General features: G+C 58.1%; 16 protein-coding genes. 4 read left to right on the top strand and 12 right to left on the bottom strand.

Features of this window, described 5'->3' with window-relative positions:
• From C9413_RS16005 to C9413_RS33325, 5 genes are all read right to left on the bottom strand, one after another.
• A partial coding sequence (locus tag C9413_RS16005; RefSeq protein ID WP_170250624.1) for an alpha-amylase family glycosyl hydrolase occupies positions 1-1,203 on the bottom strand: 1,203 nt, incomplete at its 3' end.
• Between the two features lie 74 nt (positions 1,204-1,277).
• Positions 1,278-1,490 carry a hypothetical protein gene (locus C9413_RS16000; RefSeq protein WP_040116590.1) on the bottom strand — a complete coding sequence of 71 codons (213 nt, stop codon included), beginning with the start codon at positions 1,488-1,490 and terminating at the stop codon, positions 1,278-1,280.
• A gap of 1 nt (position 1,491) precedes the next feature.
• Complete coding sequence (locus C9413_RS33330) at positions 1,492-1,695, bottom strand: hypothetical protein (RefSeq protein WP_082046724.1); 204 nt, start codon at positions 1,693-1,695, stop codon at positions 1,492-1,494.
• 208 nt (positions 1,696-1,903) lie between these two features.
• Positions 1,904-2,761, bottom strand: a complete 858-nt coding sequence (locus C9413_RS15995; protein WP_040115585.1) for an SDR family oxidoreductase — start codon at positions 2,759-2,761, stop codon at positions 1,904-1,906.
• Between the two features lie 207 nt (positions 2,762-2,968).
• The gene (locus C9413_RS33325; protein ID WP_223844083.1) at positions 2,969-3,358 is read right to left on the bottom strand and encodes a hypothetical protein; all 390 of its coding nucleotides are present in this window, start codon (positions 3,356-3,358) and stop codon (positions 2,969-2,971) included.
• 131 nt (positions 3,359-3,489) lie between these two features.
• Here C9413_RS33325 and C9413_RS15985 point away from each other — a divergent pair, with 131 nt between their 5' ends.
• The 3 genes from C9413_RS15985 (at position 3,490) to C9413_RS34475 (ending at position 4,849) form a co-directional block, all read left to right on the top strand.
• Positions 3,490-3,906 (top strand): hypothetical protein, encoded by a 417-nt coding sequence (locus tag C9413_RS15985; RefSeq protein WP_040115584.1) that lies wholly within the window; start codon positions 3,490-3,492, stop codon positions 3,904-3,906.
• Positions 3,907-3,916: 10 nt separating this feature from the next.
• On the top strand, positions 3,917-4,345 hold the full coding sequence (locus C9413_RS15980; protein ID WP_040115583.1) for an HD domain-containing protein: 429 nt from the start codon (positions 3,917-3,919) through the stop codon (positions 4,343-4,345).
• A gap of 330 nt (positions 4,346-4,675) precedes the next feature.
• Complete coding sequence (locus C9413_RS34475) at positions 4,676-4,849, top strand: hypothetical protein (RefSeq protein WP_323808299.1); 174 nt, start codon at positions 4,676-4,678, stop codon at positions 4,847-4,849.
• A 486-nt stretch (positions 4,850-5,335) separates the two neighbouring features.
• Here C9413_RS34475 and C9413_RS15970 read toward each other — a convergent pair whose 3' ends face one another.
• Positions 5,336-5,650, bottom strand: a complete 315-nt coding sequence (locus C9413_RS15970) for a hypothetical protein (protein ID WP_040115582.1) — start codon at positions 5,648-5,650, stop codon at positions 5,336-5,338.
• Positions 5,651-6,117: 467 nt separating this feature from the next.
• Here C9413_RS15970 and C9413_RS15965 point away from each other — a divergent pair, with 467 nt between their 5' ends.
• Complete coding sequence (locus C9413_RS15965; RefSeq protein ID WP_040116588.1) at positions 6,118-6,375, top strand: hypothetical protein; 258 nt, start codon at positions 6,118-6,120, stop codon at positions 6,373-6,375.
• Between the two features lie 124 nt (positions 6,376-6,499).
• Here the strand turns inward: C9413_RS15965 and C9413_RS15960 are convergent, their stop codons facing one another.
• The 6 genes from C9413_RS15960 to C9413_RS34470 all read right to left on the bottom strand — a co-directional run bounded on the left by C9413_RS15960 (position 6,500) and on the right by C9413_RS34470 (position 13,080).
• Positions 6,500-8,311, bottom strand: coding sequence for an ABC transporter ATP-binding protein (locus C9413_RS15960; protein WP_246703763.1), 1,812 nt, complete (start codon positions 8,309-8,311; stop codon positions 6,500-6,502).
• Positions 8,311-9,207, bottom strand: a complete 897-nt coding sequence (locus C9413_RS15955; RefSeq protein WP_039844026.1) for an ABC transporter permease subunit — start codon at positions 9,205-9,207, stop codon at positions 8,311-8,313. The genes C9413_RS15960 and C9413_RS15955 overlap by 1 nt, the downstream gene beginning before the upstream one ends.
• A gap of 26 nt (positions 9,208-9,233) precedes the next feature.
• Positions 9,234-10,238: an ABC transporter permease subunit gene (locus C9413_RS15950; RefSeq protein WP_039844025.1), complete on the bottom strand. Its 1,005-nt coding sequence runs from the start codon at positions 10,236-10,238 to the stop codon at positions 9,234-9,236.
• A gap of 87 nt (positions 10,239-10,325) precedes the next feature.
• Positions 10,326-11,921, bottom strand: coding sequence for an ABC transporter substrate-binding protein (locus tag C9413_RS15945; protein WP_039844024.1), 1,596 nt, complete (start codon positions 11,919-11,921; stop codon positions 10,326-10,328).
• A gap of 342 nt (positions 11,922-12,263) precedes the next feature.
• Positions 12,264-12,740 (bottom strand): iron-responsive transcriptional regulator RirA, encoded by a 477-nt coding sequence (gene rirA, locus C9413_RS15940; RefSeq protein WP_039844023.1) that lies wholly within the window; start codon positions 12,738-12,740, stop codon positions 12,264-12,266.
• A 127-nt stretch (positions 12,741-12,867) separates the two neighbouring features.
• Entirely contained in the window at positions 12,868-13,080 is a 213-nt protein-coding gene (locus C9413_RS34470) for a M48 family metalloprotease (protein WP_323808242.1), read from the bottom strand.
• Between the last annotated feature and the right edge of the window lie 484 nt (positions 13,081-13,564).

The following is a 13,564-nucleotide window of genomic DNA, read 5'->3' as shown; positions in this document are numbered from 1 at the left end:
CCATTGCATCGGTGCACGGATGGCATTGCGCCCCTCTTGGGACAGATCCTCGCCCATTCCAATCTCATCGCCGTAGACGAATAGTGGCGGCCCGCGCAGGGAGAGAATGATGCTGAAAGCAAGTTCAATTCGCCGCTGGTCGCCGTCCAGCATCGGCGCCAGTCGGCGTCGGATACCGCGGCCGAAAACCTGCATGTTTTCGTCGGGAGCGAAGGTCTTGAAGACGACGTCCTTCAATTCCGGCGGAACGCGCGAAAAATCCAGGTCGTCGAGATTGCGCAAGAAGTTTGCCCAGCCACAAAGAACAGGCGGCTCAGGCAGCAAGCTAAGCGCCTCGTAAATGGGCGCCGCCTCCTTTTTCGCCATCGCGGCAAAAATGTAGCAAGACAGCATGAAATTGAAGAGCAGTCCCAACTGGTCGCCCTCGCCGAAATAGAGGCTCATCTCAGTTGGATCGAGATTGACTTCCCCGAGGAGAACGCCACCTGGCCGCCTCTTTTGCAGATACCCACCCAGATCGCGCAATACACCGTGAGGATCGCGAGGATTGGCCCTTTCCAGCCCGTTGTCGCCGATGATGAGCGGCGCTGCATCCAAGCGGAATCCGCTGATGCCAAATGCGAGCCAGTAGTCGACCACGCGTTCGATCTCCTCGCGAACCTGGGGGTTGGCGATGTTGAGTTCGGGCTGGAAGTGATAGAACTTGTGAAAATAATAGGCACCTGCGAGCTCGTCATACGTCCACAGCTTCGACTCCTCGCCGGGGAAGATCGAAGTGGCGCCGACTTCAATCGGCGGCGGATCGGTACTCCACACGTAGTACTCGCGGTAGCGCGTCTGATGGTCGCGTCGCGCGGCCTCAAACCAGGGATGTTCGCTTGATGTGTGATTGACGACGAGGTCTATGATCACTCGCATACCTTGCTCGCCGGCCCTGTGAAGAAATTTCAGGAAGTCTCTTCGCGTTCCGACCTTCGGATTGATGGCGTAGAAGTCGCTGACGTCATAGCCATTGTCTCGGTCCGGACTGCCGTAGAAGGGCAACAGCCAGATACACGTTATGCCGAGCGCATTGAGATATGGCAGCTTTTCCGTCAGGCCCACGAAATCGCCTATGCCATCGCCATTTCCGTCGGCGAACTTCTCGACATCTACGCCATAGATGACAGCGTCGATATACCAGGGAACGATCGATTCAGGCATCTGGAAACCCAACTCGGACCAGCGGACATCGGAGTAAAACGCAGTGCCGTCTTCTGCGCCGGTGATGACAACACTTAGTGCGATTGACCCTCATTCATCTCAGCCGGATCGTAGTTCAGATCCCAGTCTTTTTCCGGCTTATGCTTGCCTGGAGGATTTTTATGAACCGTAGCGTCCTCCGAACCCGTTATGACGGTCGGCTTGGCGCTGTGGACGCCGGACGCCTTTCTGTTTGCACGAGACTTCGCGAACTGGCCGGCCGCATCTTTCTTGGGGCTTCCACCCATGTCAGCTTCCTCCTTTTGTCTTGAAGGCATCGGAAAGATTTTTTCTCTCTGGATCACGGTTGTTTTCACCAAGTGCGTCCCGATCGTTGTCCGGATCGTCTTTCGGCGGGAGATAACCCCTTGGAGTATTGCCCTTGGGGCCTTCCCAACGTGGCGACTGATCGGTGGTTCCTGGTGGACCATTCTTAGGTGAATTCATGCCCATCTTAGTCCTCCGTTTGTCTATGCGGGGTTGAGGCAGGCTTGCTGGCTGCCATCGCTATAGATCATTCCTGACGGTCTAACCCTTGGCCAAGTCCAAGGTTCCAAAGTCAGCAGCATGGAATTTAAACGTCACGTCAGAAGCGGCCGGCAATAGCTCGCTGGCGCGCTTCAACTTGCTTTACCGGTCCGCATGGTCCCGGCGCTTGCGATCAGATGATCGGTTTGCCGCCTGTAACGGCAATTGTCGCGCCTGAGACATAGCTCGACAGGGGATCGGCTAACATCACATAGGTCGTCGCCAGTTCGGCCGGCTGGCCCGGGCGCTGCATCGGAACCTGTTTTCCGAAGTTCCGAACTGCGTCCTCCGGCAGGGTAGATGGGATCAGTGGCGTCCAGATTGGCCCGGGTGCCACCGCATTTGCCCGGATACCCTTGTCGGCAAGCATTTGGGCAAGACCGGCGGTGAAGTTCTGGATGGCGCCTTTTGTTGTGGCATAGGCAAGCAGGTGCGGGCTTGGACTGTCCGCGTTGATCGATGCGGTGTTGATGATCGCGCTACCTGGTTTCATATGCGCAACAGCCGCTTTGGAAAGGTAGAACATCGCGTGGATGTTGACCTTGAATGTCAACTCCCATTCCTGGTCACTTATGTCTCCGATGTCGCTAAAGCTTGCTTGATGAGCGGCGTTGTTGACGAGAATATCGATGCCGCCGAGCTCTGCCCTTGCCGTGTCGATGATGTGGCGGCAATGCTCGGGGTTTTGAATGTCGCCTCGCAAGAGGATGGCTTTGCGACCGGCCTTTTCGACCCATTTTTTCGTTTCATTGGCGTCATCATCCTCGTCCAGATAGGCGATGAGAACATCGGCACCCTCTCGGGCGTAAGCGATGGCGACAGCGCGGCCGATGCCGCTGTCGCCGCCGGTGATGATCGCCTTCTTATCCATGAGGCGACCGGAGCCACGGTAAGTATGTTCGCCATGATCAGGCAACGGCGACATGGCGTTCGTCGAACCGGGCATTGGCTGCTTTGGGGTGTCGAAGGGCGGGGCTGGATAGTTTGGCATGGCAATCTCCCACAGGTTGCGTGTTAAGGTCTTGAGCCATGGAGATAATGGTCGAACCTGGACTGGCGTGCGGCCAGGCGCTCAGGTCGCGATTGCCCTGCCGTTTTGTACCGCCTAGGTGTTTGCCGTGGCGATGCGGGCGACAGGAATGCGTTTCATGTCTCCTTGGCTGTATCTCAACACAACTTCCAAAGACGCTCAGAGTTCCTATGATTGCTTCGTCGTAAGTTCGTCGCGAAGCAGTCTCGAGAGCTCCGCCTCATCCCTCACGCCAAATTCAAACCAGTCAATGAGGGCTTTCGCCTGCACCATGGCGGCGTCACTCGATGACTCGCAATCTTGCTCGGCGCACCATTCGCGAAGAATGCGATCGAGCATCTTCATGGTTTCGCTTGTCAGCGGCTCCTTCGGCCAGTCCGTTTTTGCCATGGTTACCCCCGTTTTTTGATGACGATAGCGGCCGCCGGGCAATGAGCAATCACCAGAAAGCCACACCCGCTCAAAATCTAGCGGCTTGGTTGTGAACCTGCCTTGAGCCAGTCCGTCAAGAGTGTCGAGGCGTATCGCCGTCAAAACGACAATCAGCTCAGGAACCATCCTTTCCGGCAGGAGTTGAGCGCACGAGCGATCACGGGACAATCCGGTCAAGAGGCACGTAAGGGGCGCCCGGCGTGTTCGCAGTGCAAGGCGCGCTGTGCGGTGACGCAAAATCGAATTGGAGAAGCAACATGCCTAAGCGCGACACAACCCCCTTAGAAGGCCTCGACACCGACGTCGAACTGCAGGCTCATCTCGCCGCGCTTGAGGCCGAAACCTATTCAGCGCCCGATAGCGGCCCGCCGGAAGCACGTCCTTTCCAGCGGGTTAGAGACGACCTTGATCAGGTACGGGACGAGATCGAAAACCTCCGCTCAAGGCTGTCGCTCGTCAAGCAGCGGGCGGTGATCGTCGCCAGATCCAACCTCGAATGGGCCGACGCCAGCGCTCATGACCAACTCGGAACATACCCATGGGCGAAGCTTGCAGGCGCCATGGCCGCGACCGCTATCGGAGCGCGGTTGCTGAGACGCCTTCCTGTGAGTGCAATTGCGACAGTCGCGATCCCCTTAATCGTCGCTCGCCTCGAGGCCAAATCGCGCCGATAGGAGAAATTAGATGCAATCTGAACAGCATCTCCAGCATGCCATTCAAGTCGCAACCGAAGCCCACGACGGCCAGCAGGACAAACTTGGAAATCCCTACTTTGATCATTGCCGAAGGGTCGCAGACGCAGTATCCGGCGACGAAGAGAAAGTAGTCGCCTACCTTCACGATGTGCCTGAAAAGGCCTGGGGATGGACGCTCGATCGACTGAAGGAAGAGGGCTTTTCCCAAGCCGTCCTCGCCGCGGTCGATGCGTTGACGAAAAGGCAAGGCGAGGAGGAGGAGGTCTTCGTGCGGCGGGCGATCGCCAACCGGCTGGCCCGGCCCGTGAAGCAGGCGGATCTCGAGGACAATCTTGACCAAGCGCGGCAAACCGGAAGCGAAACGTCAAAATACGAGCGCGGACTTGCGATAGTTGCGAACCTCTCTTCTGCAGATTGACCAAAGGTGGCGATAGTCTCGTTCGACGATCGCCGCAGATTGGAGCCTGCCGACGCGATGGCTTGGGCATGACCTGAAAACCTGGAGCGAATGAGGTATGGGAGGCTCGGCCTCTGGTTTTTCATCGTCCGCGGCAGCCGTACTGGCGGTCTTGAACACGTCAAAATCACCTCCTAAATTCTGCACGTCGACACGCCCAAGACAGGTAAAAATGGCAAGTTTTCAGTTTGACCTTCCTGTTTACGTTCAGCGCAAGCATTTCATTGAAGAGATTACGAACCTCTATGAAGTTTTTGATTTTTTTACGAATGGCCGGAATACAAGCGCGATATTTCCTATGAGACGTTACAGAGGGCGTGCCGGGAGGCCGCTTGCGGAAGATTTCCTTTGAGCGCAGCGCGTCAGAATTTCCAACGCTTCGTCAAGAGGGCAGGGATGCTGATTGAGAGTGATATGCCCAGTTTCGCCGGATCAAGCAACGACCGCAATATTGCGAACGCCTAGGCGGCTCAACCATCCGCCATGCTTTAACGCTCGCGGATCACTCTCGACGGCCGTTGCCGCCACTACCCTCGAAGGTTTATTCGCGGCTTGCTGCAACAGTCCATTCATGGCGCGCGAGCCTTCCTCGGCAAACCCATCCTGACCCTTCTAAAGCGGTCGTCTTGGAATGCCTGCTCGTCGCAAGTGATGGACGACAGTTCGCGCTCGGCCGGGAATGCGCTTGGAGCTTGGACGATTGCCGAAGAGTCTATTGATCGTGCCACGCGGCCAAGGAGCGTATATTCCTCTCTGCCGGATCGCCCTGGAGTAGGACTCTTGCTGCGGCCTGACGCAATGAAATCGAGCACGCTGGTGGGGATCCCAGTACCTGCGCGCGGTGGCGACCCTCATCCTTTGGAGATCAAGCTCTGATTTTCGCCTCCGATCTGAAGCGGTGCGGTATCTGTTCTGCCTCCAGCCTCGCCCGCGGACGCGATTCGCGGCGGCTTACTCCGGTCCCTTGGTGGTAATCTGTGTTCCCGAATCCAGCACGATATGCAGCGTCCGGATCATGTCGGCGGCCATAAGAAGTGCTTTCTTGATTTCACCGGGCTTGCGTCGCTCGACGGTCACTTCGATCGCTTGCAAGTCGAAAACAGCATCGTGGCTCGTATTGCTGCTCGGTATCCCGGTACGCTCGCGTAGGCTGCTGATCGTCGCAACCGCGCGCCGAAGCAGTCGGCGCTTTTCGGAATTGCCCAGCCTTTCGACCCTGTTGGCGGCGCGGATGATTTCGGCGATAAAGTCGTTGGTAGAGGTCATGCAGATCTGCCGGTGATGGAACGTGCGTCAATTTGGGTTGAAAGATCCCTGAGGGGCATGAATGGGCTAAACACGAGAGGCCTGTCGAGGTTGGCCATGACAAAGCCGACGTCATAAGAGGTAAATCAGCAATCGACTGTCGTCAAAAGGATCCGATATCTTAATTGGTTGCGAACGGCAGTTGATATTGTTCCTTAACACTTCCGACATCCGGACTGGGTTCGCTACCCGGCGGCTTTGACCATACGCTGCGCTCGCGGGTACTTCCCAGATAGGCGGAAATGCTCCCGATTCTTCGATTGCGGATGGTTACCATACTGCCATAGGACGTCTTTTCGAAAGCTGCGCAACGACGTTACATGAAGCCGCACAATGGCGATGGCTAAGAAAAGATGCGCACGGCTGCATCCATTTCGGTACCGCCGCGTTGATCTCCGAGATCCATGATCGATTGAAGGATGTATCAAATGACCTTCCCATCGCCGATGACCGAAGTCCCTTCTCAACGCTTCAAAGAAGCAAGTGATGCCGCGCGCCAGGCCCTAGAGCAGCTGATTGCAAGCGCCAATGAAGCCGGATGGGGCACTGAAGAAATCACCGTCGCATTTGCGGAGGCGGCAAATTTCCTCAAGGACGCCCATCGTAGGGACCCTGACCCGGCTGGCAATTCCTCGATAAGTGGCGCGGCAAAAGAGCAGATTGGCCATGGCGAGCTCTACGATTGATTGTCGTGACGGCCGACATTTCAATTACGTGCATCACGGGTGATGCAAATGTCACAAAACGGGCAGAACAACTGCTGGGAACACCCTGGCACCAAGTTGTTGGCAGCGCTCGCGCAACCTGTGCTCACGCAGCAGCTTCCAGCCGGACGAGATGGCCAGCGCCGATCTCGCGGTAACTGTGCATTGGTCCAACATAATCGAGCGGTCGGACCGGACTCTTCAGCTCCTCTGTCGATAGTCCGCGTCTCTCGCGCCGGCGATCGGGATCGGGCACGGGAACGGCGGCCATCAGCATCTTCGTATAAGGATGCTGCGGGTTGCCGAAGATAGCAGCGCGCGGGCCGATCTCGACGATCTCACCGAGATACATGACCGCAACACGATGGCTGACGCGTTCGACGACGGCCATGTCATGCGAGATGAACAGGAAGGCGAGGTTGAGGCTCTGCTGCAGGTCCAGCATCAGATTGATGACCTGCGCCTTGATCGAGACGTCGAGGGCCGAGACGCTTTCATCGGCGACGATCACCTTCGGATCGAGCGCCAGCGCCCGGGCAATGCAGATGCGCTGACGCTGGCCCCCGGAGAACTCGTGCGGAAAGCGCGCCATCATATCGGCTGAAAGGCCGACCTTTTCCAGAAGGTCGGCGACCTTCTCTTTGGCCTGCTTTGCCGTTCCCATCTTGTGTTCAAGAAAAGGCTCGGCGATCGCTGCACCGACGCGGATGCGCGGATTGAGGCTGGCGAACGGATCCTGAAAGATCATTTGTACGGTCTTGCGCATCTCGCGCATTCCGTTCTTGTCGAGTGCCAGCACGTCCCTGCCATCGGCCTTCACGGACCCGCTCTGCGGTTCGATCAGCCGCATTATGGCGCGGCCGGTCGTCGATTTTCCGCAGCCGGATTCGCCGACCAAAGACAGCGTCTCACCGGAAAAGAGATCGAAGGAAACGTTTTCAACGGCATGCACGCGTCCGGTCAAACGGCCGAAAAGACCAGAGTGGATATCAAAGCGCTTGGTGAGGTTCCGCACCTCCAAGACCGGCCCTGCAGAAGCAGCAACCGTGTCGCCGACTTCCGCCGGAATGTCGCATTCGCCTGTCGCTGCATTGACGACGGGGAAACGCAGCGGCCTTACGTGCCCCTGCATTGAGCCCAGCCCCGGCACGGCGGAAAGCAGCGCACGGGTGTAGGGGTGGCGGCCGCGATGGAAGATGTCGGCCGTTGCCCCCGTTTCAACCTGCTCGCCGCGATACATCACCACAGTTCTGTCGGCTATTTCGGCAACAACGCCCATGTCGTGGGTGATGAAGAGAACGGAGGTTCCTTCCTCCTCCTGCAGCATCTTGATGAGATCGAGGATTTGCCCTTGGATGGTGACGTCGAGCGCGGTCGTCGGTTCGTCGGCAATCAGCAGCTTCGGTTTCGAGGCAAGCGCCATGGCGATCATCACGCGCTGGCGCATGCCGCCGGACATCTGGTGCGGGAAGTTCGACAGGCGATCTTCCGGCGCCGGGATGCCGACAAGGTTCAGGAGCTCGATCGAGCGCTCGCGGCGCTCCTTGCGGTTCAGACCCATGTGCACCCGCAGGCTCTCACCAAGCTGGAAGCCGACCGTGAAGCACGGGTTCAGGCTCGACATCGGCTCCTGGAAGATCATCGCCATGTCCTTGCCGATGATCCTGCGGCGCTGTCGGCCGGAAATGCCGATGAGTTGCTTGCCGTCGAAAGTCATGCGGTCAGCGGTAATTTTCGCCGTCCAGGGCAGAAGCCCCATCATGGCGAGCATCGCAACGGACTTGCCGGAGCCGGATTCACCGACGATCGAGAGGATCTCGCCCTTGTCGCAGCTGAGCGATACGCCGTCGACGGCGCGGAAGAGACCGGAAGACGTCTGGAATTCGACGGTCAGATTCTGAATATCGAGAAGTGGCATCATGACCTCTTCAGCTTGGGATCGAGCGCATCGCGCAACCCGTCGCCCATCAGGTTGATGGCGAGAACGGTGACGAGGATGGCAAGACCCGGGAACGTTACGACCCACCAGGCGCGCTGGATGAATTCTCGCGCTTCGGCGAGCATCGTGCCCCATTCGGGTGTCGGAGGCTGGGCCCCCATGCCAAGAAAGCCGAGGGCGGCAGCATCGAGGATCGCCGCCGAGAAGGCGAGCGTCGCCTGGACGATCAGCGGCCCGAGACAGTTCGGCAGGATGGTCTTGAACATCAGTCGCAAGGTGCCGGCACCGGCGACGCGGGAGGCGATGACATACTCCTTCTCACGCTCTGCCATGACCGAGGCACGCGTCAGGCGCACGAAATGCGGCTGGTTGACGATGGAGATCGCAATCATCGCATTGATGAGGCCGGGGCCAAGGACCGCAACCAGCACGAGGGCCAAAAGCAGCGACGGAAAGGCGAGGATGATATCCATCAGGCGCATGATGGCGATATCGATGCGGCCGCGGAAATAGCCGGCCACGAGGCCGATCAGAACGCCAGCGATTACCGAGATCGTCACGACGACAACGCCGATGAAGAGCGAGAAGCGCGCGCCATAGATGAGGCGCGAGAGAATGTCGCGTCCGACAGCGTCCGTCCCGAGCGGGAAGGACGAGCTGCCGCCTTCCATCCAGAACGGAGCAAGAAGAAGCATCTGCCGATTCTGCTCGTTTGGCGTATGCGGCGCAACGAGCGGCGCAAATAGCGCCACGACGAGAATGAAGATGAAAACGGCGAGGCCGATGACGGCGCCCTTGTTCCGCGAGAAATAATACCAGAATTCCGCAAGAGCCGATGGGTGGGCGGTTTTTGCAGCGACCGTGCCGGTTTGCATGTTTGTCGTACTCACGGGGACCGCTCCTAGTGCCGAATACGTGGGTTGATGAAGCCGTAGGTGATGTCGACGATCAGATTGACCAGCATGATGATGCCGGCGATCAGCAGAAGACCACCCTGGACGACCGCATAGTCCCGCTTGAACACCGAATCGACCATCCACTTGCCGATGCCTGGCCAGGAAAAGATCGTCTCGGTCAGGATCGCGCCCGCGAGCAGGACGCCGATTTGCAGACCGATGGTCGTCACAACCGGTATCATGGCATTGCGCAGCGCATGCACGCCAACGACTCGAAGCGGCTTCAAACCCTTTGAGCGGGCAGTACGCACATAGTCTTCGCCAAGCACTTCGAGCATCGCCGAGCGCGTCTGGCGCGCGATGACGGCAAGCGGAATGGTGGCAAGCACGATCGTCGGCAGAATGAGATAGCTGACGGCCGAGCGGAAGGCGCCCGCCTGCCCCGACAGCAGGCTGTCGATCAGCATGAAGCCGGTGACCGGCTTGAAGAAATACATGAGCGAGATGCGGCCCGAAACGGGCGTCCAGCCGAGATAGCCGGAGAAAAAGATGATGAGCAGCAGGCCCCACCAGAAGATCGGCATCGAATAGCCGACAAGGGCGACCCCCATCACGCTTTGGTCGAACCACGTGCCTCGCTTGACGGCGGCAAAGACGCCGGCGGGCACGCCAAGACAGACCGCGAGAAGGATGGCACAAAGCGAGAGCTCGAGCGTTGCCGGGAAGAGCGCACCAAAATCACCGAGAACCGGGCGCTTCGTGACGATCGACGTTCCAAAGTCGCCCTGCAGCACCTTGCCGAGGTAATCGAAGTACTGGATGTACATGGGCCGGTCGAAACCGAGATCGTGCATGATCTGGGCGTGACGCTCAGGCGCCATCACACGTTCACCCGACAGGAGCATGACGGGATCGCCGGGAAGCATGCGGATGAACGAGAAGGCAATGAGCGTGACGCCGAGGAATGTTGGGATCAGGACCGCGAGGCGCCCGATGAGAAATCGCAACATGGCAGATGTTCCAATAGTTTCCGGCGGTCAGGAGAGCCTGACCGCCGGCCAGCCCGGCGTTAGCCGGGCATTCTTGCATAATTCTTGTTATTCGGAAATGTCGACGCCGTCGAAGCGGTGGTAGCCGAGCGGATCCTGGACGAAGCCGGAAACCTTCTTGCTGACCGGAATGAAGACGAGCGAATGGTCAAGCGTTGCCCAGGGAGCTTCCTTCTTGAAGATCAGCTGAGCCTGCTCGTAGGCCTTGGTGCGCTCGGCAACATCTGCCGTCGTCTTGGCCTTGGTCATCAGGTCGTCGAATTCCTTGTTGCACCATTGCGCGCGGTTGTTGCCGCCGACGGCGTCGCAGCCGAGGAGCGTATCCATGAAGTTGTCCGGATCGCCATTGTCGCCGGTCCAGCCGAGGATGACGGCACCGTCACGGTCCTTGGCGGAGGAGAGCTTCAGGTACTCGGCCCATTCATGGGTCACGATCTCGACTTCGACGCCGATCTTTGCGAGGTCGGCCTGCATCAGTTCAGCTGCGCGGCGAGCGTTGAGCATGTACGGACGCGAGACGGGCATCGCCCAAAGCTTCATCTTGAGATCCTTGACGCCGGCATCGGCAAGCATCTTCTTTGCCGCATCCGGATCATACTTGTCGTCTTCGACGGCATCGTTATACGACCACATCGTCGGCGGGATCGGGTTCTTGGCAACCGCTGCAGCGCCCTGGAAGACGGCATCGATAATCGCCTGCTTGTTGATCGCCATGTTGAGAGCCTTGCGGACTTCAACCTTGTCGAACGGCGGGATCAGCGTGTTGTAGGCAACGTAGGAAACGTTGAGGCCGGCCTGTTCCATGACGGTCAGGTTCTCGTCCTTCTTCAATTCGGCTACGTCGGCAGCATTCGGGTACGGCATGATGTGGCATTCGCCGGCCTTCAGCTTCTGCGCGCGCACGGCAGCGTCGGAGGTGATCGCGAAAACGAGATCGTCAATCTTTTCCTTGCCCTTGAAGTAGCTCTCGTTGGCCTTATAGCGGATGACGGCATCCGGCTGGTAGGCGACGAATGTGAACGGACCGGTGCCGAGCGGCATCTGGTTCATCTGGTTCATCTTGCCGTCGGCCGCGAGCTTGTCGGCATATTCCTTCGACAGGATAGAAGCAAAGTCCATGGCGAGGTCGGCCATGAAGGGCGCTTCAGGATGCGCCAGGGTGAACTTGACCGTCAGGTCGTCGACCTTCTCGATCGACTTGATGAGCTCCGGGAAACCCATGCCGGCGGCGTATTCGTAAGAACCGCCTTCGACATACTTGTTCCACGGATTGTCGGCCTTCAGCTGGCGCTCGAAGGAGAAGATGACATCGTCGGCGTTGAGATCGCGCGTCGGCGTGAAGAACTCGGTCGTCTGGAACTTGACGCCCGACCGCAGCTTGAAGGTATAGACCGTGCCGTCGTCGGAAACGGTCCAGCTTTCAGCGAGACCCGGCTCGATCTCGGTGCTGCCGTGCTTGAATTCGACGAGGCGGTTGTAGACCGTGCGCGAGGTCGCGTCGAAGGTCGTGCCTGCGGTGTAGAGGCCCGGATCGAAGCCTTCCGGCGAACCTTCAGAGCAATAGACAAGGGTTTTTGACCAGGCCGACGTCGCCATGACCGAAGCCAGGGCCGTCGCTGCCAGCAGGACGGAGAGCTTTTTCATAATTTTGTTTCCCAGGTTTGTTCTTTTTTGATCTTTGGAGATCGAGCACAAATATTCCCGATCAGCGGGCCGCTGGAACGATATTTATTTGCTGAAAGCAACGGTATCCGCAGAAAATTTTTCCAGTTGGACAACTTTAGAAATTTTCCGTCAAAAATCGGCCTCATTTGGAAATATTCGGACGTAAGAAGCTGAGTTTTTGTCGCTTTTGGTATAATTTCGCGCTTTTTGGATACGCGAAATTGCCTCTCTGCATTCAATCCCGGGGCGCTAAACGCAAAAACCGCAGATGCATGCTGCAGCTGCGGTCAATGAGCATATTCGACTATTACGTGTCAGGCGTCAGGCAGCCGGAGCGCTGATGACGGGTTTGCGGAAATCTTCGCCAGTCAGGCCGAGAAGGAAGTTGATCTGCGGGCGCGCCCTCACGAGATCGTCGATCGAATATTCGGCCAGCACGTCGAAGAAAGCGTTGAGCGCCTTGCGCAGCGCCGAGTTCAGACCGCAGCTGTCGACCAGCGGGCAGTCGACGGCGCCGTCTTCGAAGCACTCGGCCATCGCAAAGCTGTCTTCGGTCACTTTGACGACGTCGAAGAGGCTGATCTCCTTCGCCGGTTTGCCGAGCCGGACGCCACCGTTGCGGCCCCGGACCGTTTCGACCAGGCCCGCCTTATTCAGCGGCTGCAGAATCTTGAATAGAAAGAGTTCAGAAACCCCGTATGCCTTGGCAATTTCGGGAATCCGGCTCAGATGTCCTTCATTGGCAGCGCAATACATCAACATGCGAACCGCATAGTTGGTCTGCTTCGTCAATCGCATGCCGTTCTCCTGAATCGCGTGGGCTGGATACCCCTATGGATGCTATATAGTGGCTTTCGTAGTTTTGAACAATTCCAAAATATGAAATTCACATTCACGTTTGCACCGTCATCACGGCCGCGCCATTTCAGTCGGCGTTTCCGGCATATTTCAAGATGGCCCCTTTCCTCTCTGGCGTACCGGGATGGGTGGAGAACATGCTGGTTTCGGAGTGCTCGCCGAGCTTCGTTTCGATCATACCGAAAAATCGCACGATCGCGGCCGGGTCCATACCGGACCTTCTCAGGAGGTCGACGGACCTGAGATCGGCTCCGCTTTCGGCGGATCGCGAGTAGGAAATTGCCAGCCATCCAACCGCCTTGATGCCGGCGGCGCGATAGATTTGACGCAGGCTCTACTTTTGCTCGACATGCCGATCTCGTGGGCGAACGGAGGCAATCACTTCGGTGTCGCCGCCTGCCAATTCCACGCGTTCGTCAGGACGATATTGCCCCGGAGCACAAAGGCATTCGAGCCGATCAGGCCCCCCGAGCGGACGTTGAGCGTGCAACCCTGACGCCACCCTGCGCATTAACGCCCACGCGCGCCAAGCGCTCGAGGATGAGTTGCGGGCGATCCGCAGACAAGGCTTATTGTCCAGCACCGGTTAATCTTCCCCCGCTCGAAAGCGGGGGATTTCGGAAGGGGCGGGAAGCTCCGCCGATAGTTATCGCTTCAACGGAAAGCCGCTGCCCTTCCTCCGCGATCATAGACGCCGTGTTCCGACCAGGATGTCGATTGCAGCATCGTGGTCGGCATGGGCGGGGAAGCCGCATTGGCACCAG

Source organism: Rhizobium sp. SEMIA 4085 (assembly GCF_013004495.1).
GTDB lineage: Bacteria > Pseudomonadota > Alphaproteobacteria > Rhizobiales > Rhizobiaceae > Rhizobium > Rhizobium gallicum.
This window is presented reverse-complemented; position numbering and strand designations above follow the sequence as displayed.